Below are 25,617 nucleotides of genomic sequence, written 5' to 3' on the forward strand. Positions count from 1 at the left end.
AAACGCATTACACTGGTGCACTCATGGTTCAGTTGCTCGTGACCTATATGGAAATGCGTGGACAACGCGCGGGCGAAGCGCCTCCATCTCCGGTCGAGGGTGCGCGGGTCCTGCCCGAGTTGCCCGATGCCGCCACGTTCCTATCGCTCTACCGCGCCGTCGGCGATCCGTTGCGCTGGGATCAGCGCCTGCGCATGAGCGCAGCCGATCTCGACGGTTTTCTTCGCAGCGAATCGACTGGCCTCTACATCCTGCGGGTGGACGAGCGAGCGGTCGGGCTCTGCGAATTCGACCGCGTCGGGACACCCGACATCGAGCTCACCCATTTCGGCTTGGTCCCCGAGGCGTACGGCAGGAAGCTCGGACCGTTCCTGCTCGACAGCGCGCTGCGCGCTGTCTGGAGCGGCGGACCGAACCGCATCTGGCTGCACACGGACGAATGGGATCACCCAAAGGCGCAGGACACCTATCGCCGCGCCGGCTTCAGCGTTTTCGCGCAGAAGCTCGAAGAGGTCGATGGCTAGCGAAGCGGCTGCCATGCCGGGCCGCGCCAGGCTCTCAACGCCTGCAAGAAGACCTGAAGTCGCGACGGCAAAAACCGCCGCGTCGGACAGACCGCATGCACAAAGACATCCGGCGCCGACCATCCGGGAAGCACGCGCACGAGCTTGCCGCTCCCAAGCAGGCTGTCGCAGAAGATCGGCGGAAGCCGGCCGATGCCATGGCCGCGCTCGGTGATGGCGCTGGCCGACTGGATATCGTGGACCGAGACGGCTCCGGTCACGTGAAGCCTGATCGATTCGTCCCCGTTGACGAGATGCCATTCGGTTTCGTTGCTCCGGGCATTGACCAGCACACAACGGTGGTCGCGCAGATCTTCCGGCACGGAAGGCATGCCGTGTTCGTGCACGTATTCGGGAGCAGCCACGAGGAAGTGGGTGCTCCTGCCGATGCGCTGTGCGACGAGCGACGAATCGCGCAATTCGCCAAATCGGACCGCCACGTCGATGTTTTCGGCAACGAGATCCATGAACATGTTTGTGACCAGCAGGTCGACCTCGATCTCGGGGTATTTCTTCAGGAAACCAGACAGGAAATCAAAGAACGGCGGCTGCCCGAGAGTCATGGGGACTGTGATGCGCAAAAGCCCTTCGGGTTTTCTTTGCGCTTCGCTCAGGACCCGTTCCGCGTCGTGAAGCTGCTTCAGCGGTTCGCTGCACTCCGCGTAGTAAGCGCGCCCCTGAAGCGTGAGGTTCAGTTTGCGCGTCGTCCGCTGCAACAGAGTGACGCCCAGTTGCTCCTCAAGGGCCGTCACTTTGCGGCTAACCGTTGAAACCGGCATGCCGAGCGCGCGCGCCGCCCGGCTGAAACTCTCGAATTGCGCAACGGCAGCGAAGACCGCGATATCGTTCAGATCGACCATGGCAACGATTTTTGCACTGATGGAAAAGTAATTCCAGATAATTTCATCTAATCGTGCAATCGCACCTCGACCATATTGATCCCACGAACGCAATCCAACCGTGGAGAGATCAAATGACCAACAAGGTCGCCATCATCACCGGCGCGTCCCAGGGTATCGGCGCGGGCCTTACAAACGCCTTCCTCGCTCAGGGCTACAGTGTCATCGCAACCTCGCGAAGCGTCAGCCAGTCCCGGGACATCGTCGAATCGGACCGGCTGGCCCGCGTCGACGGCGATATCGCCGATCCGGCCACGGCGAAACGCGTGGTCGAAACCGCGATCGACCGGTTTGGCTCGATCGACGCGCTCGTCAACAATGCCGGCATCTTCTTCACCAAGCGCTTCGTCGACTACACCGCTGAGGACTACCGCCAGCTGAGCGCGACGAATATCGAAGGCTTCCTCCACACGACCCAACTGGTCGTCAGGCAGATGCTGGCGCAGAAGAGAGGCGGCAGCATCGTCAGCATCACGACGCCGCTGGCCGATCGCCCGATCGCGGGCATGAACGCCTCGGTCGCGATGCTGACCAAGGGCGGCATCAATGCGATCTCGAAGAATATCGCCATGGAATACGCAAGGGACGGAATTCGCGTCAACGTCGTTGCCCCCGGCGTCGTCGACACCCCGCTCCACAAGGACAACCCGAAGGATTTCCTCAACACGCTCTCGCCGATGCACAGCATTTCCAGCGTCGATGAGATCGTGGATGCCGTCCTGTTCCTGACCAGGGCGCCGCGCGTCACCGGGGAGGTGCTGAACGTCGACGGCGGCGCGCATTTGGGCAAATGGTAAGCCGCGGGCAAGCGACCGCCGCTGGCGCAGAACAGCGGCTGAATGAACTCGGCATCGCGCTGCCTCCTCCACCGACACCGTTCGGCAACTATGTCGAAGGGGTCAGGATCGGCAAGCTGCTCTATCTGAGCGGCATGCTGCCGGTCATCGACCGCAAGCCGCAGGTCGTCGGCCGACTTGGGGTCGAATTAACGGTCGATGAGGGACGTCGCGCGGCGGAAATCGCTACCCTGAGTGCATTGTCGGCAATCAACGCTGAGCTCGGTTCGCTCGACAAGGTCGCTGCCATCGCCAAGCTCGGCGTCTACATCGCAACATCAGGCGATTTCCGCGACCACCCCGCGGTCGCCGATGGCGCATCCGACCTGCTGGCCGATGTCTTCGGTCCCGAGCTTCTCTCGGGCCGTATCGTCCTCGGCGTCGCCAGCCTTCCGCTGGGATTGTCGGTCGAAATCGAGCTTTTGGTCGAAGTGGCAGATTGAGACCATCGGTCGGCGGCGATCCACGCCGCCGACTTTCGGGACGGAAGTCAGTTCGTCATTCGCCTGTCACGAACAGAAGCTATTTGAACAGTCACACCTTCTTGATGACCACGGATGAACTGGCGTCGATCGAAGGTGATGAGGAAGGTCGGGTTTGCCCCGGCCTTTTTTGTTTCGGTCATTGCCTACAGTGTCGTCGCAGCCTGCTCTGGCCGGTACCGTTCCCTTCCCAGCCCCATGACCGCTCTAACCACCAGGATTGAAACCACAGCGACCATTGCGCCGGCAATCACATCACTCAAATGATGTCCACCTTCCGGCAGCGTACCGATGATCATCACTGCGTTCAAAACAGCGATCGGGCCGGCGGCCCAGCGAACGCTGCGCAGGGAATACACGACCATGATTCCAAGGGCCGTGTGGTAGGAGGGGAAAGTCACAAGGCCTTGCGCGTTCCCAACGAACAGGTTGAAGTTGTCCCCCGACCTCAGCCTCAGCAGTTCGGAGTAGTGCCACATCCCGGCTTGTGCCGTAAACGCGTCGAAGGTTTCGGGCGGCGGATCGAAATAGGCATAGGCGCCCGCGGCCGGAAACATCGCCATCAACAGGCCGGTAAACACCGAGGAAACCGCAAGCAGCGCGACGAACTCCAAGGCTTTGTCCGCTCGCCGAGCCGCACTGTACAAGAGAAACAGCGCAATCACCTGAGGCGTCAGGCTGTGATAGGCGATTACCAATGCCCATGCGACCGGCGGAGACCCGTTCGTCGTCTCCAGAAACGAACGCCAATCGAAGCCTAGCGCCGCGTCGAGTGCGGCCAGTTTGCCATCGACCAGGGGAACCTGGGTTGCCGAGGCCAAATACATGAAGATGGCACTGACGAAGCCGAGTGGTAGAAAGATCGTGGAAACCGCGACCAGTACAATCAGGCGGTCCGCAGCCCATCGCATCGCACCGGCCGCCCACGATCTTTCATCGCGCAGGCGGTAGAGAACAAGCCTGCCGATCAGATAGGCAGCCAAAGCGGCCGACGCCGCCTTCGCAAGGTGACCAAAGTTTCGAGGATCAAGGCTGATCACTGAAAATGGCAGCCACACAACATCGATCGCCGCGAACAAGACAGTCACACAACGATGATCGAAACCAAACGACGATTAGCCCCCATATCGACATAGAACCATTCTTTGCCAGTACCGGCAATACTTGGTTCAACTCGAGCAAGGGCCGCGTCACTGCTTTCCCGAACAGGGATCGACCACCTGCAGGCTTAGGCAAAATCGGCCCGGAATCACAGCGTTCGCAGCACTTCAATCATCCGGCCGGCAGACGCGCAGGCGATGGCCATCCGGGTCGAGTGCGACGAAGGTGCGGCCGAAGACGGCCGTTTTCAGCTCCTGCTCGATCGTAAGCCCCCGCTCCCGCCAAGCGGTATAGAGCCGCTCGACCTCGGCATCGTCCTTCACCATGAAGGCGATTTCCGAGCGATGGCCCGTGCCGGAGGACATGAAATCCTTCGCCGCCGTGGACCAGAGACTGAACGTCAGGCCGTTTTTCAGTTCGAAGGCGACATAGCTTGGAAAGGCGGCGGCGGGCTCGCGATCGAGCAGGTCGGTGTAGAAGCGTGCGCTCGCCAGCGGGTCTTCGACATAAAGCAGGATGAGGTTTGGTGACAGCATGGTCGGGTCTCCCGTTTCGACAACGCGACCCTGGGCATAATGACTGTCAGCTTCCGTCAGCATCGACCGACCGCGCAGAAAAACCGCAGGCACATCGGAGCCGGCGGCTTTCACATTGGTTGGGAACGAGGCGCGTCAGAAGACGGCCAAGTATTTCAACAGAGAGATGATGCCGATGATGATGACGATGATCTGGACGATCTGTTTGGCGCGCGCGTCGAGCGGCAGCCGCTGGACGAGATAAAGCACCAACACGATGACAAGGAACGTAATCAGGATTCCGATAAGCAGCCCCATGGATCAACTCCCTTTTCACAACGACAGCGCGATAGCGCCGGGATTGTAACTATGGAGCGAGGGTAAAAGTTCCGATTCTCCCGGAAACTTCTTTAGCCGGGTTGGAAAGCGCGGTTGGAGAAGTTGCGGGGCAGCCTCCGCGTCAAGGCGCAGGCTTGCAGGCGATGCCCTGGTCCTGTTCGCCCTTCGTCGCGTCGAAAAGCGTCGCTTCGTCACCCTTGGTCCACCAGATATACTGGCCGCCGGCATATTTGGCGCCCGAAGCGGCAACCACATTGGCGGCGACGACAAAGGTATCGTCGATCGTGAAAGTCACCAATGAAACCGGGCCGGCATTGATGTACTCCGCTTCGACGGGCTTGCCGCCGCAGTCATAGCGCACCGATCGCCGATCCACCGTACCGGCTCCCGGAGCACGGAACGTCACGTCGATCCCTTCGGAACCCACCGTCATCGACGCCAGTTTGATCGCGGTCCTGCCCTCCGCCTTGTTGAGCACGAGTTTCGATCCCTCGACTGCCCAGGAGAGTTCGCTGCCAAGCGCCTCCAGGAATTTCTGTTCCTGGGTCATCGCCGCCGGCACGCACATCTTGCGTGTCGATGCGGCCGGGCCGAAGGTGATCTTCGTGCCCGACAGACTGAAGGTGCCGGTGAAATGGTTGCAGCCGGCCATGCCGCCGTAAGTGCCGTCCTCGCGGATTTCCAGCGTCGATTGCAGATCGTCGATGACGCCGCCGCCACCGATGTCCTCGGCAAGCCAGGTACCGACGAGCTGCGGCGGAACGTTTTCGGCTGCAACCGGCTGCATCGAGGCCATCTCGATGGTCACGCAGGCGCAGGAAACGGCGGTAATGATCTTCAGCATCGCGAACTCCTTCGGGCTCCGACTCAAAGCAGTCCGATTCTTAGCCCGTGGACGACACGGATTGAAGACCGCGCCCTTGTTGCCGGCGGAATTCGCCTGTAGAGCCTAGCAAACAACATAAAAAACTCGGATCGATCTCGCGAAGATCACGTGTCCGCAGCGCAGGCTGCGCCGGGCATCCCGTCCGAAAAGAAGAACATGGGTATTGGCATGGCATCCCGCGACAGTGCGAAGCGCCGACTGACGATCCTCGGATCAACCGGTTCGATCGGCACCAACACGCTCGACGTCATCGAGCGCCTTGGCGGTCGCGAGCGCTTCGACGTCGTCGCCGTCACCGGCAACGGCAACATCCCCCTGCTCGCAGAACAGGCCTTGAAGGTTGGCGCAGAACTCGCCGTCACCGCCAACGAAAACCAATTCGAAAACCTGAAGGCAGCCCTTGCCGGCACCGGCATTGCCGTCGCCGCCGGCCGAAGCGGTCTGATCGAGGCAGCCGAACGCGATGCCGACTGGGTGATGGCGGCGATCGTCGGCAATGCCGGTCTTGCTCCCACGCTCGCAGCCGCCCGCCGCGGCGCCGACATCGCGCTTGCCAACAAGGAGTGCCTGGTTTCCGCCGGAAGCCTGTTCATCGACGCGGTGAAGACGGGCGGCGGCCGATTGCTGCCGGTCGACAGCGAACACAACGCCATCTTCCAGGTGCTCGAGGAACAGCAGCGCCACGCGGTCGAGCGCATCATCCTGACGGCTTCGGGTGGCCCCTTCCGCACCAAGTCGCTCGAGGAGATGCGGCATGTAACCGCCGATGTCGCCCGCGCCCATCCCAACTGGTCGATGGGCCTCAAGATCTCGATCGACAGCGCCTCCATGTTCAACAAGGCGCTGGAGATGATCGAGGCGAAACACCTCTTTGCACTCAAGCCGGAGCAAGTCGAGGTGATCGTGCATCCGCAGTCGGTCATCCACTCGATGGTCGGCTACACCGATGGCTCAGTGCTGGCGCAGCTTGGCTGCCCGGACATGCGCACCGCCATCGGCTACGCGCTGTCCTATCCGAGCCGCTGCAGCCTGCCGATCGAGCGGCTCGATTTCGCCAAGCTGTCGCGCCTCGATTTCGAAGCGCCGGACGAAGTGCGCTTCCCGGCGATCAGCCTGGCGCGCCGCGCCATGGTCGAGGGCGGCGTGCAGGGGGCCGTGCTCAACGGCGCCAAGGAAACGGCGCTCGACGCCTTCATCGCCGGACGAACCGGCTTTCTCGCGATGGCCGAGATCGTCGAAAAGGTCATGGACAAGCTCGCCGACCTGCCGGCCGCCGCAACCATGGACGATGTCTTCGCCGCAGACGAAAAAGCCCGGCAACTGGCGGCCGGGCTGCTTCAATAACTGGTCTGGTCGGGCATCCCGCCCCTCATCCGCCTGCCGGCACCTTCTCCCCGCAAGCGGGGCGAAGGGACGTTGCAGCACCGCCTGATCCGCCCCTAACGCTCGAAGTTCCTGCTTCTCTGAATGGAGAGAGGCGGTGTTTCAGCATTGAACGGACACAGAGTTCAGCCGTTGTCCTCGTTCCCTCTCCCCGCGAGCGGGGAGAGGGTTAGGGTGAGGGGCATACTTCTCGGAAGCTAAGCCGCCGCTTACGCGACCGCGCGGGCCAGCGCACAGCGCGACCACAGCGAATGCAGCGCGTTGACGAGATGGTCGATATCGGCATCCGAATGCAGCGGCGTCGGGGTGATGCGCAGGCGCTCGGTCTTCTTGGGCACCGTCGGATAGTTGATCGGCTGCACATAGACGCCGAAATTGTCGAGCAGCAGGTCGGAGATCCACTTGCACTTGGCAGCGTCGCCAACCATGACCGGCACGATATGGCTCGGGTTCGGCATATGCGGAATGCCGCGCTGGTCGAGCAGCGAACGCAGACGACGGACGCGCTCCTGGTGTGCGAAGCGTTCGACCTGGCTTTCCTTCAGGTGGCGGATCGAGGCGAGCGCACCGGCGGCAAGCGTTGGCGGCAGCGCCGTGGTGAAGATGAAGCCGGAGGCAAACGAGCGGATGAAGTCGCAGAGCGCCGCAGAACCGGTGATATAGCCACCCATGACGCCGAAGGCCTTGCCGAGCGTGCCTTCGATCACCGTCAGGCGATGCATCAGGCCTTCGCGCTCGGCAATACCGCCACCGCGCGGACCGTACATGCCGACGGCATGCACTTCGTCGAGATAGGTCATGGCGCCGTACTTGTCGGCGAGGTCGCAGAATTCCTTGATCGGCGCGATGTCGCCGTCCATCGAATAAACCGACTCAAACGCAATGATCTTCGGCGCGCGCGGATCGGCGGCGGCGAGCTTGGCTTCGAGGTCAGCGACCGAATTGTGCTTGAAGATGACGCGTTCGCACTTGGAGTGACGGATCCCCTCGATCATCGAAGCGTGATTCCCGGCGTCCGAGAAGACGATGACGCCAGGAATCTTCGAACAGAGCGTCCCGAGTGCGGCCCAGTTGGACACGTAGCCCGAGGTGAACAGCAGCGCCGATTCCTTGCCGTGCAGGTCCGCGAGCTCGCGCTCAAGCAGGACGTGGTAATGGTTGGTACCGGAGATGTTGCGGGTGCCGCCGGCGCCGGCGCCGCATTCGTCGATGGCGCGCTTCATCGCCTCGGTGACGATGGAATGCTGGCCCATGCCGAGATAGTCGTTCGAACACCAGACGGTGACTTCCTGAACGCCCGCAGCCGTGTGGCGCGCTGCCTTCGGGAAGTTGCCGCGATGACGGGCGAGGTCTGCGAAAACCCGGTAGCGGCCTTCCTGATGCAGCCCGTCCAGCTCGTTCTTAAAGAAATTCTCGAAATCCATCATTTTCTCCAGTGCCCGGTCGCTTTTCTTCAATCAAAGCGACCTGGGGTCAACCTCGGAATGCTCGGCATCTGCCAACTGCGGCAAAAGGCCCCTGAAGCGCTGCGTGTCCAATGAATGCATCCGGAATGATCTAGCATTTTCGGACCGAAGCATCTTCACTGCTTTCACTGAAACCGTTTCAACCTGGAGAGCCCTAGTTTTGAAACATTCCAAAGAAAGCCCTAGCGCATGTTCATCTCTTCAAGCTTGATCGAAGTCAAGCAAGGATGAAAAAAGGACGGCCGAAGCCGCCCCCTTTTTTTGCTGTTTGGCGATACCCCATGCCGGTCAGGCCGCCGCCACGGCGCGCTTGGCCATGACCTTCACCAGATTGGCGCGGTAGGCCGCGTCGGCGTGAATGTCGGAGAGCAGTTCCGAGGCATCGACGCTGACATTGCTGAGCGCGTCCGGCGACCAGTTGGCAACCAGCGCCGCCTCCATATCGCCATGCCGGAACACCCCGTTCGCTCCCGCTCCGGTAACGGCCACCCGGACGTCGCCATTGTCCCGTCGCGCGACGAACACACCGGTCATCGCGTAGCGCGATGCCGGATTGGCGAACTTCTGATAGGCAGCCTTGGCAGGCGCTTCGAAGCTGATGGCGGTGACGATCTCGCTGTCCTCCAGCGCTGTTTCGAACAGGCCGGTGAAGAAATCATCTGCCGCAATCTCGCGCTTGTTGGTCACGATCGTCGCACCGAGCGCCAGCATCGCCGCCGGATAATCGGCCGCCGGGTCGTTGTTGGCGATGGAACCGCCGATCGTGCCCATGTGCCGCACATGCGGGTCGCCGATATGGCTGGCAAGGCTGCAGATCGCCGGACAGACGGCTTTGAGCGCCGCCGCCGACGCCACGTCATAATGTGTCGTGGCGGCGCCGATCCGCACTGACCGGCCGGAAACCGTGATGCCTTGCATCTCGGCGATATGCCGGAGGTCAATGAGATCGCTCGGTGCCGCCAGCCGCTGCTTCATCGTCGGGATCAGCGTCATGCCGCCGGAGACATACTTGCCTTCGCCGGCCGCTTCCATTCGGCTGACGGCATCCTGAACCGAGGACGCCCGGTGATATTGGGTCTCGTACATGCGGTGTCCTCCCGTTCACTTGGCCGCGTGCGCCGCCGCCCACACCTTCTGCGGTGTTGCCGGCATGGTGAGCGCGTTGTTGCCGATGGCATCCGTAATGGCGTTGATCAGCGCCGGCGGCGAGCCGATCGCGCCCGCCTCACCGCAACCCTTGATCCCCAAGGGATTGTTCGGGCAGGGCGTGTTCGAGGTCGAGACCTGGAACGACGGCAGATCGTCGGCACGCGGCATGGCGTAGTCCATGTAGCTTGCCGTCAGCAGCTGGCCCGAGGGGTCGTAGTGTACCCCTTCGAGCAGCGCCTGGCCGATGCCCTGGGCAATGCCGCCATGAACCTGCCCCTCGACGATCATCGGGTTGATGATATTGCCGAAGTCGTCGGCGGCGACGAACTGGACGATCTTGGTCCGCCCCGTATCGGGATCGACCTCCACCTCGCAGATGTAGCAACCGGCCGGGAAGGTGAAGTTGGCCGGATCGTAGAAGGCGCCCTCCTTCAGGCCCGGCTCCATGCCCGCGGGCAGGTTATGGGCGGTGTAGGCGGCAAGCGCCATCTGGAACCAGGGCACCGCCTTGTCGGTGCCGGCAACCTTCAGTTCGCCGTTCTCAATCACGATGTCGCTTTCGTCCGCTTCCATCAGATGCGCGGCGATCTTCTTCGCCTTGGCCTCCACCTTGTCGAGTGCCTTGACGACGGCGGACATGCCGACGGCGCCGGAGCGCGAGCCGTAGGTGCCCATGCCCATCTGCACCTTGTCGGTATCGCCATGCACGATGTTGACGCTGTCAATCGGAACGCCGAGGCGGTCGGCGACGAGCTGTGCAAAGGTGGTCTCGTGGCCCTGGCCGTGGCTGTGCGAGCCGGTCAAGACCTCGATCGTGCCGACCGCATTGACCCGCACCTCGGCCGATTCCCACAGACCGACGCCGGCCCCGAGGGAGCCCACCGCCGCCGACGGCGCGATGCCGCAGGCCTCGATGTAGCAACTCATGCCGATGCCGCGCTTCATGCCGCGGCGATCGGCTTCCGCCTTGCGGGCGGCAAAGCCGTTCCAGTCAGCCGCCTGCATCGCTGCGTTCAGCGACGCTTCGTAGTCGCCCGCGTCATAGTTCATGATCACGGGCGTCTGGTGCGGGAAGGAGCGGATGAAGTTGACCCGCCTCAGTTCCGCCGGTGAGACCCCGAGTTCGCGCGCCGCCGTCTCCATGGTGCGTTCGAGCAGATAGGTCGCCTCCGGCCGCCCGGCGCCGCGATAGGCATCCACCGGTGCGGTGTTAGTGTAGACCGTGCGCACATTCGCGTGGATCGCCGGGATGTCGTACTGGCCGGAAAGCAGCGTCGCATAGAGATAGGTCGGCACCGCCGAGGAGAAGAGCGACATATAGGCGCCGAGATTGGCGATCGTGTCGACCTTCAGCCCGATGATGCGATTGTTCGCATCGAAGGCCATCTTCACCGTCGACACGTGGTCGCGGCCATGGGCGTCGGTCAGGAACGCCTCGGTTCTGTCGGAGGTCCATTTGACCGGCACGCCGGTGCGCTTCGACGCCCAGAGACAGACGATCTCCTCCGGATAGATATAGATCTTCGAGCCGAAGCCACCGCCGACATCGGGCGCGATCACCCTGAGCTTGTTTTCCGGAGCGACATTATAGAAGGCGCTCATCACCAGCCGCGCCACATGCGGGTTCTGGCTGGTGGTGTAGCAGGTGTAGTGGTCGTCGCCGGCGTCATAGATGCCAAGTGCGGCCCGCGGCTCCATCGGATTGGGCGAGAGCCGGTTGTTATGAATCGTGACCTCGGTGACATGCGCGGCCGTTGCGATCGCCTTGTCAGTCTCCGATTCGTCGCCGATCTGCCAGTCGAAGATCAGGTTGTTGGGCGCTTCCGGATGAAGCTGTGGCTGTCCCGCCTCGAGCGCTTTCGACGCATCGATCACGACGGGAAGTTCCTGATAATCGACGACGACCGCCTCGGCCGCATCGCGTGCCTCGGCCACGCTATCGGCAACGACGATCGCCACGGCATCACCTACATAACGCACGGTCTCGTGCGCAAGCGGCCGCCAGGCGCCCATCTTCATCGGCGATCCGTCCTTGGAGTGGATCATCCAGCCGCAGATCAGGTTGCCGATACCGTCGGCGAGGATCTGCTTGCCGTCGAGCACGTCGATCACGCCGGGCATGTCCTTGGCCGCAGACGCGTCCACCTTCAGAATCTTCGCATGCGCATGCGGGCTGCGCACGAACACCGCATATTTCATGCCCGGCACGGACATGTCGTCCGTATAGCGGCCCTTTCCGGTCAGGAACCGTTTGTCTTCCTTGCGCGCCACCCGCGCGCCAATGCCTTCAACGCCCATTGCCTATCTCCTCCCGAGATATCCAGCGACAGTCCTTCGATGACATGCCTTCGGGGCGAGGTCCCGCCCCCAAATCTACCGCTATTCTGCGGCCACGCGGGCGCCACTCATCTCGGCGGCGGCAGCAAGGATCGCCTTGACGATATTGTGGTAGCCGGTGCAGCGACAGATGTTGCCTTCGAGCTCGGCGCGCACCGTCGCCTCGTCCAGTTGGCCCTGGTGCCTTCGGATCATGTCGACGGCCGTCATCACCATGCCGGGTGTGCAGAAGCCGCATTGCAGGCCGTGATTGGCCTTGAACGCCGCCTGCACCGGATGGAGTTCGCCGTCCGCCGCCAACCCTTCGATGGTGGTGATCGTGGATCCGGCCGCCTGTGCGGCGAGGATGGAACAGCTCTTGACCGATTTTCCGTCCATATGGATGACGCAGGCGCCGCACTGCGACGTGTCGCAGCCGACATGGGTGCCGGTCAGTCCGAGATTTTCGCGTATGAATTGCACCAGCAGTGTGCGGTCGTCGCAATGACCGCTCACCTGACGGCCGTTGACCGTCATTGTTACTTTCGCCATTTCGCTCCTCCGGGGTCGGTCAATGCCAACACGAGCGCGGCCGAAAAGTCGGGTGAGATGGTTCACGCGACTAGGGTACGCGCCAACTGATATCGATGCCCGTCGCCCACGGATCCGCTCCTCCGGATGTCGCAGGCTTGTTTGTATCATTTGTCTTTTTTGGGAATGCCGCAACCGCTACCGCCCGCCGGACGACAATATTTTTCCACGCGGGTTGTATCTCGCGGAACTGAGCCTTCATGTCCCGTTCAGGAACGATATCATTATCTTGCGCGCCGGAAGAAGCCGCAGGTCCCCGTAGACTTTCAATAGGGACCGCGTATTTTCCGAACTGCAAGTTCAGGTGGAGCGGGATGTTCCCGGCTTCGCCATCATCCACGGGACGGACTGAGCGCTAGGCTTAAGATCCGTAGAGATCGGAGAGAACAACATGAAGAAAGCCATCGCACTTGTGCTGGTCGCCCTGGCGGTCGCAAGCTGCACCCAGACGGAAAAAGGCGCCGGCATCGGTGCCGTTTCCGGCGCGATCATCGGCGGCGCTGTCACCGGCGACGTCCGTGGCGCAGCGGTCGGCGCGGCCATCGGCGGCGTTTCCGGCGCAGTCATCGGCAACGTCACCGAGCAGCCGGGCCAGTGCTACTACCGCGACCGCTATGGCCGCCGCTACATCGACTCTTGCCCGCGCTAAGGCGTAGCGAAGACGGTCATCCTTCGGCGTAGCGCAAGCTCTCCGTAGGATCCAATTACCCCCCTCATGGCGCAAAGCCTGAGGGGGTTTTTCGTTCCGGACGCGCCGGCGAAGCTAGGCATACCCCCAAGAAATGATCCGACGCGCGCAAACCGGGTGGTTATCGGCCGCGCAAATCCGTCTGCTGTCCTCGAAGTATCATCCATCGAGGCCGTCACATGTCGAAATCACCAGGCAATCCACTGCCGCCAGCCTTCAAGCGGATCGGCTGGTCCAATCTTTTTGCGCAATTCTCGGAGCAGATGGCGCTGGCTGCCGCTCCGCTCGCCGCGGTGCTGCTGCTCGCCGCCGGTCCGGCGGAAACCGGATGGCTGCAGATGGCCCAGACACTTCCGTTTCTCCTGCTCGCCATTCCGGCCGGGCTCGTCGCCGATCGCGCCTCGCGACTGAGGCTGATGGTCTCCTCGGAAATGCTGCGCGCGCTGTCGCTGGTCGCCACGCTGCTCCTGATGGTCAGCGGCCTTTTGACCCTGCCGCTTCTGGCTGCGATGGGGTTCGTCGGTGCCATCGGCACCGTTTGTTACAATGTCGCTGCCCCTGCCCTTATTCCGGTGATCGTTCCCCGCGCCCAACTGGCCGATGCCAACCGCTGGCTGGAACTCGCCCGCAGCCTTGCCTATTCGGGCGGGCCGGCGATCGGCGGCGCGATCGTCGCATGGACGGGCGCATCCCTGGCCTATGTCGCTGCCACATGCCTTTCTCTTCTCTCCGTCGTCCTGCTTGCCGGCCTTGGCGAGCATCACCAACCCGCCGCGGCAAAACGCAAACTTCTGCAGGATCTGACCGAAGGCGCACGGTTCCTTGCCGGCCACACGCTGCTCAGGCCGATCCTCGTCACGGCGATAGTCTTCAACACCGCCTGGTTCGTGCTGCAGGCGGTCTATGTCGCTTATGCCATTCAAACCCTCGGCATGACGGCGACAGGCGTCGGCATCACGCTCGGCATCTATGGCGCCGGCATGATGATCGGCGCATTCGCCGCGCCCGCCATTGCGCGCCGTGTCCCCTTCGGCGTGATGATTGCGCTTGGTCCGCTCGGCGGGTTGGCGGCGGCCGCCGTGATGCTCTCGACGATCTGGATGCCATCCGGCGTTCTTGCCGGCTTGAGCTTCTTCCTCTTTGGCGCAGGGCCTGTGCTCTGGTCGATCGCCACCCTCACCTTGCGCCAGGCCGTCACGCCGAATGCGATGCTGGGTCGAGTTTCCGCCTTCATCACCACAGCCACGTTCGGCGCGCGGCCGATCGGCGCAGCGCTGGGTGCCGTCGTCGCCACGCGTTTCGGCGTCGAGGCATGCCTGGCCGTTGCCGCGACGGGTTTCCTGGTCCAGTTTCTCGTTATCATAGCCTCTCGCGTGCCGCAGTTGCGGGCACTGCCGGAAGCCGCATAGGCTCGACGATCCGCGGACAAAACCAGCCAAACACCCAGCAAAATGCCGGCGCGCCTGGCTGGCAACCGTCCGTCCGGAGCCTATGGTTGTGCTGCGCCGACAACATTTCGGAGCTTTTTCCCGGAAAACGGCACCGAAAATCGGTATCAGGGGTGGATGCAGCCGGCTGTCATCGTTAACAGATGGAAAACCTTAGGCATGCAATAGTGACCCGGCCGCATAAGCAGGCAGTTTGTATTGGGTCGCCTGAAGACGGGATGCGGAAGCGAATGTCCCCACCACGGTCGAGTATTGCGTACTGGAAGGCCGCAACTGCGCTTGCAGTCGCCTTCTCGTTTGCGCTCGGCCCGATTTCCGCCAAAAACGCCCATGCCTTCAAGCTCTTCGGCATGAAGTTCTTCGAGAGCGACGAAGAGGAAGCGCCGGTCATCGACCCGGTCAACTATACGCTTACCTTCGACGCCGGCACCGAAGACAAGGAACTGAAGGAAGCGCTGGAAAACAGCTCGCAGCTCGTCCAGGGTCAGGAAAAGCCCGTGTCCGGCGATCTCGGTCTTGCCATCCGCGCGCGCGACGATCGCGACCGGCTGCTCGCCGCCCTCTACGAAAAGGCCCGCTACGGCGGCACCGTGGCAATTCGCGTCAACGGCCAGGACATCGACAGCCTGCCGCCGGATCCCGCCTTCCCCGACGGGCAGGCGATCCCGGTAACGGTCACCGTCACGCCCGGCCCCGCCTTTACGGTCGGTTCCGTCAGGTTCGAAGGTGATGCGGCCGGCTTCAATCCTGATAACTATGGCCTGCCTGCCGGCGCACGCGCCGATTCGACCCTGATCATCAAGGCTGGCGAAAAGGTCGTGAACGACCTGCGCGAGCAGGGCCGGCCACTCGCCAAGCTCACCGAACGCAGCGCCGTCGCCAACCACGCCAATTCCACCGTCGACGTCGTCATCGGCGCAAGCGGCGGGCCGGTCGCGCCTGTCGGCGATGTCAGCGTATCGGGAACCAAGACCGTCGATCCCGGTTTCGTGCGCGACTATTCGCGCCTCAACGAAGGGCGCCCCTATTCGCCCGAGGATATCCGCAAGGCATCCGAGCGCCTGCGCCAGCTCGGCGTGTTCTCAAGCGTGACGATCAAGGAAGCCAACACGCTGTCGCCTGACGGATCGATCCCAATGAAGATCGAGGTCTCGGAAGGCAAGCATAAATATTTCGGCTTCGGTGCGCAGGTTTCGACCACCGATGGTCTGGGTGTCTCGGGTTATTGGGGACACCGTAATCTCTTCGGGCGGGCGGAATCGCTGCGCATAGAAGGCTCGGTCGACCGCATCGGCGAGACGAAGGAACTGGACAAGCTCGACTATTCGGTCGGCATCCTCTTCGCCAAGCCCGGCGCCTTCGGCCCCGCCTCGACCTTTACCGCCAGCCTCAAGGCCAACATCCAGGATCCGGACGCCTACCGCGCCAAGATCCTGACGGGTGCTGCCGGCGCCACATTCGAACTCTCGCCGACCGACACCGTGTCCGGTGGCGGCGAGCTGAGCTGGGCCAACATCGACGACGCCTTCGGCTCGAACTCCTACCTGACTGCCGCCATTCCGCTCGAATATGTGCGCGACACTCGCGACGACAAGCTGAACGCGACCGACGGCTACCGGGCGATGATCAACGCCAAGCCGAGCTACGAGATCAAAGGCCAGACCTTCTTCTCGTCCTTCGAAGCGTCGGCATCGGGCTACCATGCGCTCGGCGACGAGAAGCGTTTCGTTCTCGCCGGCAAGATCGGCGCCGGCGTGCTCGTCGGCGGCAGCGGGCTTGAGGATATCCCGGCGAACCGTCGCTTCTATCTTGGCGGTGGCGGTTCCGTGCGCGGCTACTCCTACCAGGAGATCGGCCCGCGCAACGCCGACAACGAGGAGACCGGCGGGCGTTCCTATGTCAACGCCTCGCTTGAAGCCCGCATCGCGATCACCGACACGATCGGCGTGGTGCCGTTTATCGATGCCGGCACGGTGTCGGCGAAAACGACGCCCGATTTCTCCGACATTCGCGCCGGCGCCGGCATCGGCCTGCGTTATGCCACGCCCTTCGGCCCCATCCGTCTCGACTTCGCCGTGCCGCTCAACAAATATCCCGGTGGCACCAAGTACGGCATCTATGCCGGTATCGGCCAATCGTTCTGAGTAGGGCCGATTCTCCAGCAAGAACCGGCAAATTGCCGTCATTGCGCGATAGTTTCGCCCTGCGGCGATTCCGCTGCAGCGCAACTTGCGCTAAGGGTAGAGCATGAATCAGGTCGTCCGCTTCCTTCGCGCGACGCTGCGCTATGGCCTTCGTGTGCTTGGCGTGATTGCGGTCGTTGCCCTCCTTCTCGTCGCCTTCGTGGGCTTCACGACTCCAGGCGCCCGCCTCGTCGCCTGGGCAATCGAGAAATATGCGGCAACGCCTGACCAGATCGTGCGGATCGCTGATCCGAGTGCGCTGCTGACAGGTGAGTTTGCGGCAGGAAGCATCACGCTTTTCGACGGCCAAGGCGTCTATGCGGAGGTCCGCGACCTCAAGCTCAACTGGTCGCCGGCGGCCCTCCTCTCCTTCCGCTTCGACGCCGCGGCGTTGTCCGCCGGCTCGGTGCGTGTCGAACGCCTGCCGATCCCCTCGACCGAGACCAAGGAAGTGCGCGCGACCTTCGCGCTTCCCGTCGACGTCAAGATCGACGCGATCGATCTCAAGGAGATCGTCATCGGCAAGGCAATCGCCGGCGAAGATCAGTTCCTGACCGCCAGCGGCAAGATCAATGCGACCAACGAGAGCATTGCCCTCAGCCTGACCGCCGCCCAGCGTGACCGGCCGGAAGCGCGCGCCGTCGCCGATATCGTCTTCAATCCGGCGGGCAACGAGCTGAAGCTGGAGGCAACCGTCGACGAGCCCAACAACGGCGTGCTCGCAAAACTCCTTCGCCTGCCCAACGAGCCCGCGGTCAACATCAAGCTGACCGGCGAAGGTCCTCTTTCCGACTGGGCCGGCACTGCCACGGCCGCGCTCGACGGCAGCGAGATCCTCAAGCTCGACGGTCGCCACGTCCAGACACCCGACGGCATGCATCGGCTCACCGTCACTGGCGGCGGCGGCTTCGGTTCGCTGATGCCGCCGGCACTGCGTGCGATGTTCGAGGGCGAGACCAGCATCGACGTCGCAGCCGCGTTCAACGGCCAGGGCATGGTGCGCGTCGACAAGGGGCAGATCGCGACCGGCGCGCTGACCTTTGGCGCCTTCGGCACCTTCGACAGCAAGGGCGACAACAATCTGCAGGCCCGGCTTGCCGGCACCAACGGCGCGATCGACTTCCGCTGGCCGCTGCAGAAGGGCGAGGCCCAGGCAAAGATCAACGCCGTCAACCTGTCGCTGATCGGCGACGCGCAGGCCGCAATCCTCGATCTCGCCGCCGACGTCGCCTCCGTGACGCTGCCGGACGCGGCACTTGGCGCCGTCAAGCTGTCGGCGCGCAGCGACGGCTTCAACCTCGCTACACAATCAGGCCCGCTAAAAACGGTGATCGAAGTCGGTGAGGCAGGCTTCGTCGACGCCAACGTCACCCGGCTGGTCCAGGCGCCAATGAAGATCGACGCCAGCCTGTCGGTGACGAAGGAGAACATCGTCTTCGATCCGGTGACGATCGAAAGCCCCGGCATTGGCGGTTCGGTCACCGGTGCCGTCTCACGTGAGGAAAACACAGTTGCCGCCGCGTTCAAGCTCTTTACCGTTCCGGAGGCTCTGCCGCCGGCTGCGGCAGCGAAGTTCGACGGGACCATCGCGCTTGCCGGCGAAGTGAAGACGGCGACCGACGGCAGCGTGACCGTCGAGGGCCTCGAGCTCAAATCGAGCACGATCGAGGCGGCCGGCACGATAGCCTTGGCCCAGGGACAACTGACCACCGATCTCAAGGGAAAGCTGCCCAATCTCGGCAAGCTTCTGGCTGACGCCAAGGGCGAGGCTGAGTTTACCGCAGCCGTGACCGGCCCGCTCGCCGAACTCGGCATCAAGGCCGAACTGACCTCGAGCGGCGCCACGCTCGCCGGACGCACCCTCAGCGACCTCACGATCAAGGCCGACGCGAAGGCCAACCCCTCGAGCCCGCAGGCGAGCCTGACCGCAACCGGTGCGCTCGACGGCCAGGCGATCGACGTCAAGGCCGACGTCGTCTCCAAGGACGGACGCACCGCGATCCCCGTGCTCGAAGCCAGGATCGGTGAAAACAAGCTGACCGGTGCGATCAGTTTCACCCCGGACTTCAAACCGGACGGCAAGATCGATTTCAACCTGCCCGATCTCGGCCTGCTTGCCGCCATGGCCGGGCAGAAAGCCTCTGGCGATCTCAACGGGTCGGCCGCAATCAAGACCGCAAACGGCATCACCTCCGTCGTCGTCAAGGCCGGCGGCAGCGGCATCAAGCGTGATGCCCTGACGATCGCCAAGCCGACTGCCGATATCACGATCTCCGATGTCGCGGCCCTCGCCATCAAGGGCAGCGTGCGCGCCGAGACCATCGCTCAAGGCGCCAACCGCGTTGCCGGCCTCGCCGTCGATTTCCAGCAGCAGGCGGGACGCACCGGCTTTTCGATCGACGGCAAATATGATGGTGGCCCGCTCACGGCTAAGGGCGATCTCACGAGTGCGAAGGGACGCACGGAAATTCGCCTCGCCTCCTTCGGCGCGACGCCAAAGGGCATCCCGCTGAAGCTCGCGCAGCCGACGGTCATCGCCATCGAAAACGGCACCGTCCGCCTCAACGCGCTGACGATCCAGGCATCGAAGGGCACCATCGCGGTCAACGGAACGGCCGGCGAAAAACTCGACATCACCGCCAAGCTCAATGCGCTGCCCGCAGCGCTGGTCAACGCTTTTGTCCCGGACCTCGGCGCCGAGGGCACGATCGCCGGCACCGTCGACGTCGCTGGCGCAACGTCCGCACCTGTCGTCGCCTACAACCTCAAATGGTCTGGCGCGTCGCTGGCCGCCGCACGCACGGCCGGGGTCGCCGCCTTCGACATCGCCGCCAACGGCAAGTTCGCCAACAACAAGGTAACGCTCGACACGACGCTTTCGGGCGCCAGCGGCCTTTCCTTCAAGGGCGGCGGCAATGTCGATATCGGCGGCAACATGCCGATCGCAATGAAGTTCAACGGCAACCTACCCTTTGCCCTCATTGCCAACCTGATGGCGGAAAAAGGCTTCACGCTCACGGGCCAGGCCGGCATCAACCTCGCGATTTCCGGCTCCGCCAAGGCGCCGCAGATCGCCGGCACCGTCACGACATCCGGCGGGCGGCTCGTCGACGTGCGCCGCAACCTGGCACTGAACGATCTGACCGCCAATGTCGCGCTCGACGGAAAGCAGGCGACGATCTCCAAGCTCTCGGCCAATCTCGCGACCGGCGGCTCGATCGAGGCGACCGGCACCGTCGGCACGGTCCCCGGCTCCGGCTTCCCGGCCAATCTGACGATCCGCCTGAACAATGCCACCTATGTCGACGGCACGCTGTTCAACGCCAATCTCAATGGCGAAATGACGCTGACCGGTCCGCTGGTCGCGACCCCGACGCTCGGCGGCAAGGTTACGATCCGCAAGGCATCGATCACCATTCCCGAGAAGCTGCCCACCTCGCTCTCGGCAATCGACATCAAGCACAAGAATGCGCCGCCTAAGGTGCAGAAAATGGTCAAGGACCTGCGCAAGGACGAGGTGCCGGCAGCCGGCGCCAATGCCAGCGGCGGCATCGCCTTCGATCTGGCAGTTGCCGCCAACCAGGTCTTCGTGCGCGGCCGCGGCATCGACGCCGAACTCGGTGGCAACCTGACGATCCGGGGCACGGCCGTGCAGCCGATCGTTTCCGGCGGCTTCGAAATGCGCCGCGGGCGCCTCGAAATCCTCGGCAAGCGCCTGACCTTCACCGACGGCAATATCGGCTTCGGTGGCGACCTGATCCCGACGCTTGACCTCAAGGCGACCTCCAGCGTCGGCTCGACGACCATCACAGTCTCGGTTGCGGGCCTCGCTAACAATCCGCAGATCGCCTTCTCGTCATCGCCGGCGCTGCCGCAGGACGAGATCCTGGCACAGCTGATCTTCAACCGGTCGCTGTCGAACCTCTCGGCCTTCCAGATCGCCCAGCTCGCCTCCGCCGTCAGCCAGCTTGCCGGCGGAGGCTCGACGTCGCTGCTTGATGGCCTGCGCAACAAGCTCGGCGTCGACGACCTCGACGTCACCACCGACGAGAACGGCGGCGCTTCGGTGCGCGCCGGCAAGTATCTCAACGACCGGACCTATATCGAGCTGCAGCAGGGCTCTGATTCTGCCTCCAGCAAGGCGGTCATCAATCTCGATGTCGGCAAGGGCGTGAAGCTCAAGGGGTCGGCTGCGGGCGACGGCTCGGCATCGGGCGGTATCTTCTTCGAGAAGGAGTATTGAGGGGCGGTTTGTCTGGCGTCGCGCTCCTCGACGACATTTTGATCAGATCAAGGCACGGCCTGCGGACCGAATACGATCCGCAGCCGCGCGAATGCGTGCACGTCACGTGTGGAATCACCGCCACAGCGAACCCACATCGGCATCAGCCGCCGTCACGGCCAATTTGCTGCATTCATTTTTCAGGTGATTGTATTGTCTTCCCGAAAACCGCATCTCGAATTGCCCGAGAATCTCCTGCCGCTCGTTGCAGGCTATGACTGGAATCATGACACGCTCGGACAGTCGGACTCGAGCATCTATCTGCTGAAGGCGCCGGATCGCCCGATGCTGGTGCTGAAAGTCGAGGCTGCCGGCCCCTTCAGCGAATTCGTTGACGAGGCGGAGCGGCTTGATTGGCTGGCGTCTCAGGGCATGCCCTGTCCGCGGGCGATCGCCCGCGCCTTCGACGCGGAAACGAACTGGCTGCTGCTGCAGGCTGTCGAGGGCACGGACCTCGCCTCCACGACGCTGTCGCCAAAGGACCGGATCGTCATCTTGGTGGACGCCCTGAAACGCTTGCATGGGCTGGACGTCGCCGACTGCCCCTTCGATCACCGGATCGAAAAGCGCATCGCCATCGCGGGAGCGCGCACCGAAGCCGGCCTTATCGATGAAGACGATTTCGACGAAACGCGACTCGGCCGCACGGCGGCAGATCTTTTTGCAGAACTCCGAGCCCGCGTACCTTCGATCAGCAAGCTCGTCATTACCCACGGCGACGCCTGCCTGCCGAACATCATCGAGAAGAATGGCCGGTTCTCCGGTTTCATCGATTGCAGCCGGTTGGGCGTCGCCGATCCCTATCAGGACATTGCACTTGCCTGTCACAGCATCGCCCACAATCTCGGCGAGGAATGGGTGCAGCCGTTTCTGGCGCGCTATGGCATCGACAGGGACGATCCGGAGAAACGCGACCTCTACTGCCTGCTCGACGAGTTCTTCTGATTGCCACGCGGCGGGCAACATATCCCGCCAAAGTGCACGGCCATACAGCGAGAGGCCCGCAACGCCTCAGGCGGCGTTGCGGGCCTCGATGTTCAGATCGACGATTTCGGCATCCTCAATGGCGTTGAACAGCGCCCAGATATGGCCGAAAGGATCGATAAAGGCACCGACGCGGTCACCGGTCGACAAAGTCTCGGCCGGATTGCGCAGGCTTGCCCCCGCGCCGATCGCCCGGCCGATCACACGATCGACATCGCGAACATGCAGTTCCAGGATCACCGCCGTCGTGCCCAGCGCATGCGGAGAGCGCGGTCCCCCGAGCTTGGGCTCCGCATCGCGGCGCGGGTTGGCCCCGGCAATCCGGAAGACCGATTCCCCGATCCTCAGATCCGCACTCGTCAGAATGCCGCTCGGCCATTCGTGCCGCTGCAGGAGCTCGGCGCCGAGCGCCTCGCGATAAAAGGCGATGGCGCGATCCTCGTCGCCATGCCTGACAAACAGCTTCACACAGATCTGCCGATCGGCAAGCCTGCCGCCATTGGCAACCATGACATCCTCCATCTTGGGTGAGGCGCACATCATAGCGAAACATGAGAACAAAGCAAGAACAATTCGACTCAGAGACGCAATTTCCTCACCGCTTTGGGCGGCGAAAAATGCTCAGAATGCACCGGTCATCTTGCTGGTTTTCAACAGGATATTCGTCTCGGTGACGGTGATCCCGTCGATCAGGCGGATGCGCCGCAGCGTCTCGTCGAAGGAGACGAGATCGCGATCCTGCAGCTCGGCGATGAAGTCCCAGCGGCCATTGGTGCTGTGCAGCGCCCGGACCTGCGGCAGGCCGCGCAACTGTTCGGCAACGCGGTCGGCCATCTTTCCATGCACCTCGATCATCACCACGGCGCGGACCCCGGAAGCCGGGATTTCCGCGCCGGTTCGGATGGTAAAGGCGGCGATCGTGCCATTAGCGACGAGCCTGTCGATGCGGGCAGCAACGGTCGCGCGCGATACGCCTGTCATTTCCGATAGCGTTGAAACGGGGATGCGCGCATTCTGGCGCAAGGCGCTGATGAGAGCCTGATCGAGATCATCCATTGCTATCACTTTGTAACATGGTGCTTATCAATCTGTCGATTTTATCTCACTAATCGGCAGTTTTCCATCTTTTTGCTGACATGCATTTTGGCCATAATCCGCGCGATCCCAACCGGGTACACACGGAATTATCTTGAGAAGGAATCGGGCGGATATGACGACCATCACGCTGATCGGCGCACCCATCGAAGAAGGTTCTGGACGGCGCGGCGCAGCCATGGGGCCGACGGCCCTGCGCATAGCCGGCATCGACACGGTGCTGCGCGACCTCGGCCACACGGTTCACGACGAAGGCGACGTCAAGCCGCTGCCGGCCCGCGACCTCGCCAACCACCCGGGCGCCAACAATCTGCAGATCGTCGCAGCCTTTGCCCGCGCGCTGCACGATTCCGTGCACGACACGGTTCGCAAGGGCCACTTCCCGATCATCCTCGGCGGTGACCACGCGCTCTCCATGGGCAGCGTCTCCGGCATGGCGCGTTACGCCGCCGAAGTCGGCCGGCCGCTCTTCGTGCTCTGGCTCGACGCCCACGCCGACTTCAATTCGCCGTCAACCTCCCCCTCCGGCAACATGCACGGCATGCCGGTCGCGTATTTCTGTGGCGAAGCGGAATTCGCTCCGATTCTGCCGGCCGACCGGCCGTTCGTCGATCCGAAGAAGGTCTTCCAGGTCGGCATCCGCTCCGTCGACGATCGCGAGCGCGAAGAGATCACCGAGCACGGCGTACGCGTCTATGACATGCGCGCCGTCGACGAACTCGGCATGGCCCACATCATGCGCCAGATCCTCAGTGAGGTTCGCGCCGCCAACGGCCTGCTGCATGTCAGCCTCGATGTCGATTTCATGGATCCGGAACTCGCCCCCGGCGTCGGCACCACCGTTCCCGGCGGCGCGACCTTCCGCGAGGCGCACCTGATCATGGAAATGCTCTGGGAAAGCGAACTCGTTTCCTCGCTCGACGTCGTCGAGCTCAACCCCTTCCTCGATGACCGCGGCAAGAGCGCGCGTATCCTGGTCGAATTGACGGCGAGCCTCTTCGGCCGCCGTGTGCTCGACCGGCCGACCCGCAGCGCCTGAGATAACAAACGGAGGACAATGTATGAATACGACGGCAGCCCTGATCGAAACCGAATACCGGCTTGGCGCGCATAACTACAAACCGCTCGACGTGGTGCTCTCGCGCGGCGAAGGCGTCTATGTCTGGGACATGGAGGGCAATCGCTACCTCGATTGCCTCTCGGCCTATTCGGCCGTCAACCAGGGCCACTGCCATCCGAAGATCCTGAAGGCGATGATGGAGCAGGCGCAGAAGCTGACGCTCACCTCCCGCGCCTTCCGCAACGACCAGCTCGCGCATTTCTATGAAGAGATCGCAGCCCTCACCGGCTCGCACAAGGTGCTGCCGATGAACTCCGGCGCCGAAGCCGTCGAAACCGCCGTCAAGGCGGTGCGTAAGTGGGGTTACGAGGTCAAGGGCGTGGCCGAGAACCAGGCCGAGATCATCGTCTGCTCCAACAACTTCCATGGCCGCACCATGGGCATCGTCGGCTTCTCCACCGACCCGGATGCCCGCACCGGCTTCGGTCCTTTCGCACCGGGCTTCAAGGTCGTGCCCTTCGGCGACATCGACGCCTTCCGCGCTGCGATCAACGAGAACACCGTCGCCTTCCTCGTCGAGCCGATCCAGGGCGAAGCGGGCGTTATCGTTCCGCCGGTTGGCTATTTCACGACCGTTCGCGAGCTCTGCACCAAGCATGGCATCACGCTGATCCTCGACGAAATCCAGACCGGCCTTGGCCGCACCGGCAAGCTGCTCGCCGAAGAGCACGAAGCCATCGAAGCCGACGTGACGCTGATCGGCAAGGCGCTCTCTGGCGGCTTCTACCCGGTCTCCGCCGTGCTTTCGAACTCCGAAGTATTGGGTGTTCTGAAGCCGGGCCAGCACGGTTCGACCTTCGGCGGCAACCCGCTCGCCTGTGCCATCGCCCGGGCGGCGCTGAAGGCGCTGACGGAAGAAGGCATGATCGAGAACTCAGCCCGCATGGGCGAGCGCTTCCAGAAGGGCCTCACCGACATCCGCTCCAACATCATCAAGGAAGTTCGCGGTCGCGGCCTGATGCTGGCGGTCGAGCTGGTGCCGGAAGCCGGTGGCGCCCGCAAGCACTGCGAAGCACTGAAGCAGCTGGGTATCCTTGCTAAGGACACCCATGGCGACACGATCCGCATTGCGCCGCCGCTAGTGATCAACGCTGAACAGGTCGACTGGGCCGTGGAACAGTTCGCAAAGGTTCTCGCCTCCGCCTGACCCCAAGATCCGATCCGCCCCGAGCCAGGCTCAGGGCGGATCATCAATTGAAGCGACGCAATTCCGGACGGAAAACCGTTTCACACTTTTCCTGGAACTGCTCTAAGCACTTGCAAAAGCAAGTCTTAACGAATCCCGGCCTAT

Annotated in this window: 22 protein-coding genes; 11 read left to right on the forward strand and 11 right to left on the reverse strand. The window is 62.9% G+C overall.

All coding sequences use genetic code 11. The features are described from left to right. Positions 1-23: 23 nt before the first annotated feature. Entirely contained in the window at positions 24-524 is a 501-nt protein-coding gene (locus IB265_RS20625; protein WP_057255064.1) for a GNAT family N-acetyltransferase, read from the forward strand. Here IB265_RS20625 and IB265_RS20630 read toward each other — a convergent pair. Then, positions 521-1,516, reverse strand: coding sequence for a LysR family transcriptional regulator (locus IB265_RS20630; RefSeq protein ID WP_246806018.1), 996 nt, complete (start codon positions 1,514-1,516; stop codon positions 521-523). The two genes, IB265_RS20625 and IB265_RS20630, sit on opposite strands and share 4 nt — an antisense overlap. A 20-nt stretch (positions 1,517-1,536) precedes the next feature. Between IB265_RS20630 and IB265_RS20635 the strand changes: the two genes are divergently transcribed. After that, complete coding sequence (locus IB265_RS20635) at positions 1,537-2,259, forward strand: SDR family NAD(P)-dependent oxidoreductase (protein ID WP_057255062.1); 723 nt, start codon at positions 1,537-1,539, stop codon at positions 2,257-2,259. After that, on the forward strand, positions 2,253-2,741 hold the full coding sequence (locus IB265_RS20640) for a RidA family protein (RefSeq protein ID WP_057255061.1): 489 nt from the start codon (positions 2,253-2,255) through the stop codon (positions 2,739-2,741). Before IB265_RS20635 ends, IB265_RS20640 begins: the two co-directional genes overlap by 7 nt. 185 nt (positions 2,742-2,926) lie before the next feature. Here the strand turns inward: IB265_RS20640 and IB265_RS20645 are convergent, their stop codons facing one another. From IB265_RS20645 to IB265_RS20660, 4 genes are all read right to left on the reverse strand, one after another. Further along, positions 2,927-3,859 (reverse strand): phosphatase PAP2 family protein, encoded by a 933-nt coding sequence (locus tag IB265_RS20645; protein ID WP_057255060.1) that lies wholly within the window; start codon positions 3,857-3,859, stop codon positions 2,927-2,929. A 189-nt stretch (positions 3,860-4,048) separates the two neighbouring features. Beyond that, a complete protein-coding gene (locus tag IB265_RS20650) occupies positions 4,049-4,417 on the reverse strand; it encodes a VOC family protein (protein ID WP_057255108.1) in 369 nt (122 codons plus the stop codon). A 135-nt stretch (positions 4,418-4,552) separates the two neighbouring features. After that, positions 4,553-4,714, reverse strand: a complete 162-nt coding sequence (locus IB265_RS20655) for a Thivi_2564 family membrane protein (RefSeq protein WP_089044368.1) — start codon at positions 4,712-4,714, stop codon at positions 4,553-4,555. A 142-nt stretch (positions 4,715-4,856) separates the two neighbouring features. Further along, entirely contained in the window at positions 4,857-5,579 is a 723-nt protein-coding gene (locus IB265_RS20660) for an META domain-containing protein (RefSeq protein WP_057255059.1), read from the reverse strand. 210 nt (positions 5,580-5,789) lie between these two features. On the opposite strand from IB265_RS20660, the gene dxr reads away from it, so the two are divergent. Next, positions 5,790-6,965: a 1-deoxy-D-xylulose-5-phosphate reductoisomerase gene (gene dxr / locus IB265_RS20665; RefSeq protein ID WP_057255107.1), complete on the forward strand. Its 1,176-nt coding sequence runs from the start codon at positions 5,790-5,792 to the stop codon at positions 6,963-6,965. A 248-nt stretch (positions 6,966-7,213) separates the two neighbouring features. Here dxr and hemA read toward each other — a convergent pair whose 3' ends face one another. The 4 genes from hemA to IB265_RS20685 form a co-directional block, all read right to left on the reverse strand. Then, positions 7,214-8,428, reverse strand: coding sequence for a 5-aminolevulinate synthase (hemA, locus tag IB265_RS20670; protein WP_057255058.1), 1,215 nt, complete (start codon positions 8,426-8,428; stop codon positions 7,214-7,216). A gap of 330 nt (positions 8,429-8,758) precedes the next feature. Next, positions 8,759-9,556 carry a xanthine dehydrogenase family protein subunit M gene (locus IB265_RS20675; protein ID WP_057255057.1) on the reverse strand — a complete coding sequence of 266 codons (798 nt, stop codon included), beginning with the start codon at positions 9,554-9,556 and terminating at the stop codon, positions 8,759-8,761. A gap of 15 nt (positions 9,557-9,571) precedes the next feature. Next, a complete protein-coding gene (locus tag IB265_RS20680) occupies positions 9,572-11,917 on the reverse strand; it encodes a xanthine dehydrogenase family protein molybdopterin-binding subunit (RefSeq protein ID WP_192495155.1) in 2,346 nt (781 codons plus the stop codon). An 81-nt stretch (positions 11,918-11,998) separates the two neighbouring features. Then, positions 11,999-12,487: a (2Fe-2S)-binding protein gene (locus IB265_RS20685; RefSeq protein WP_034802397.1), complete on the reverse strand. Its 489-nt coding sequence runs from the start codon at positions 12,485-12,487 to the stop codon at positions 11,999-12,001. A gap of 430 nt (positions 12,488-12,917) precedes the next feature. On the opposite strand from IB265_RS20685, the gene IB265_RS20690 reads away from it, so the two are divergent. From IB265_RS20690 to IB265_RS20710, 5 genes are all read left to right on the forward strand, one after another. Next, complete coding sequence (locus IB265_RS20690; protein ID WP_034802400.1) at positions 12,918-13,175, forward strand: glycine zipper domain-containing protein; 258 nt, start codon at positions 12,918-12,920, stop codon at positions 13,173-13,175. A gap of 218 nt (positions 13,176-13,393) precedes the next feature. Continuing rightward, complete coding sequence (locus tag IB265_RS20695) at positions 13,394-14,623, forward strand: MFS transporter (protein WP_058325673.1); 1,230 nt, start codon at positions 13,394-13,396, stop codon at positions 14,621-14,623. 269 nt (positions 14,624-14,892) lie between these two features. Continuing rightward, the gene (locus tag IB265_RS20700; protein ID WP_082616183.1) at positions 14,893-16,806 is read left to right on the forward strand and encodes an autotransporter assembly complex family protein; all 1,914 of its coding nucleotides are present in this window, start codon (positions 14,893-14,895) and stop codon (positions 16,804-16,806) included. 103 nt (positions 16,807-16,909) lie between these two features. Then, positions 16,910-21,088, forward strand: a complete 4,179-nt coding sequence (locus tag IB265_RS20705) for a translocation/assembly module TamB domain-containing protein (protein ID WP_057255054.1) — start codon at positions 16,910-16,912, stop codon at positions 21,086-21,088. 192 nt (positions 21,089-21,280) lie between these two features. After that, the gene (locus tag IB265_RS20710; protein WP_057255106.1) at positions 21,281-22,072 is read left to right on the forward strand and encodes an APH(3') family aminoglycoside O-phosphotransferase; all 792 of its coding nucleotides are present in this window, start codon (positions 21,281-21,283) and stop codon (positions 22,070-22,072) included. A 66-nt stretch (positions 22,073-22,138) separates the two neighbouring features. On the opposite strand, the gene IB265_RS20715 is transcribed toward IB265_RS20710, so the two are convergent. Both IB265_RS20715 and IB265_RS20720 read right to left on the reverse strand, forming a co-directional pair. Continuing rightward, the gene (locus IB265_RS20715) at positions 22,139-22,621 is read right to left on the reverse strand and encodes a VOC family protein (RefSeq protein WP_057255053.1); all 483 of its coding nucleotides are present in this window, start codon (positions 22,619-22,621) and stop codon (positions 22,139-22,141) included. 111 nt (positions 22,622-22,732) lie between these two features. Further along, positions 22,733-23,167 (reverse strand): Lrp/AsnC family transcriptional regulator, encoded by a 435-nt coding sequence (locus IB265_RS20720; RefSeq protein ID WP_043614769.1) that lies wholly within the window; start codon positions 23,165-23,167, stop codon positions 22,733-22,735. 154 nt (positions 23,168-23,321) lie between these two features. Here IB265_RS20720 and rocF point away from each other — a divergent pair, with 154 nt between their 5' ends. Both rocF and rocD read left to right on the forward strand, forming a co-directional pair. Continuing rightward, the gene (gene rocF, locus IB265_RS20725) at positions 23,322-24,245 is read left to right on the forward strand and encodes an arginase (RefSeq protein WP_057255052.1); all 924 of its coding nucleotides are present in this window, start codon (positions 23,322-23,324) and stop codon (positions 24,243-24,245) included. A 22-nt stretch (positions 24,246-24,267) separates the two neighbouring features. Beyond that, on the forward strand, positions 24,268-25,473 hold the full coding sequence (gene rocD, locus IB265_RS20730; protein ID WP_057255051.1) for an ornithine--oxo-acid transaminase: 1,206 nt from the start codon (positions 24,268-24,270) through the stop codon (positions 25,471-25,473). Positions 25,474-25,617: the final 144 nt, after the last annotated feature.

Source organism: Ensifer sp. ENS10, assembly GCF_014852025.1.
Taxonomy (GTDB): Bacteria; Pseudomonadota; Alphaproteobacteria; order Rhizobiales; family Rhizobiaceae; genus Ensifer.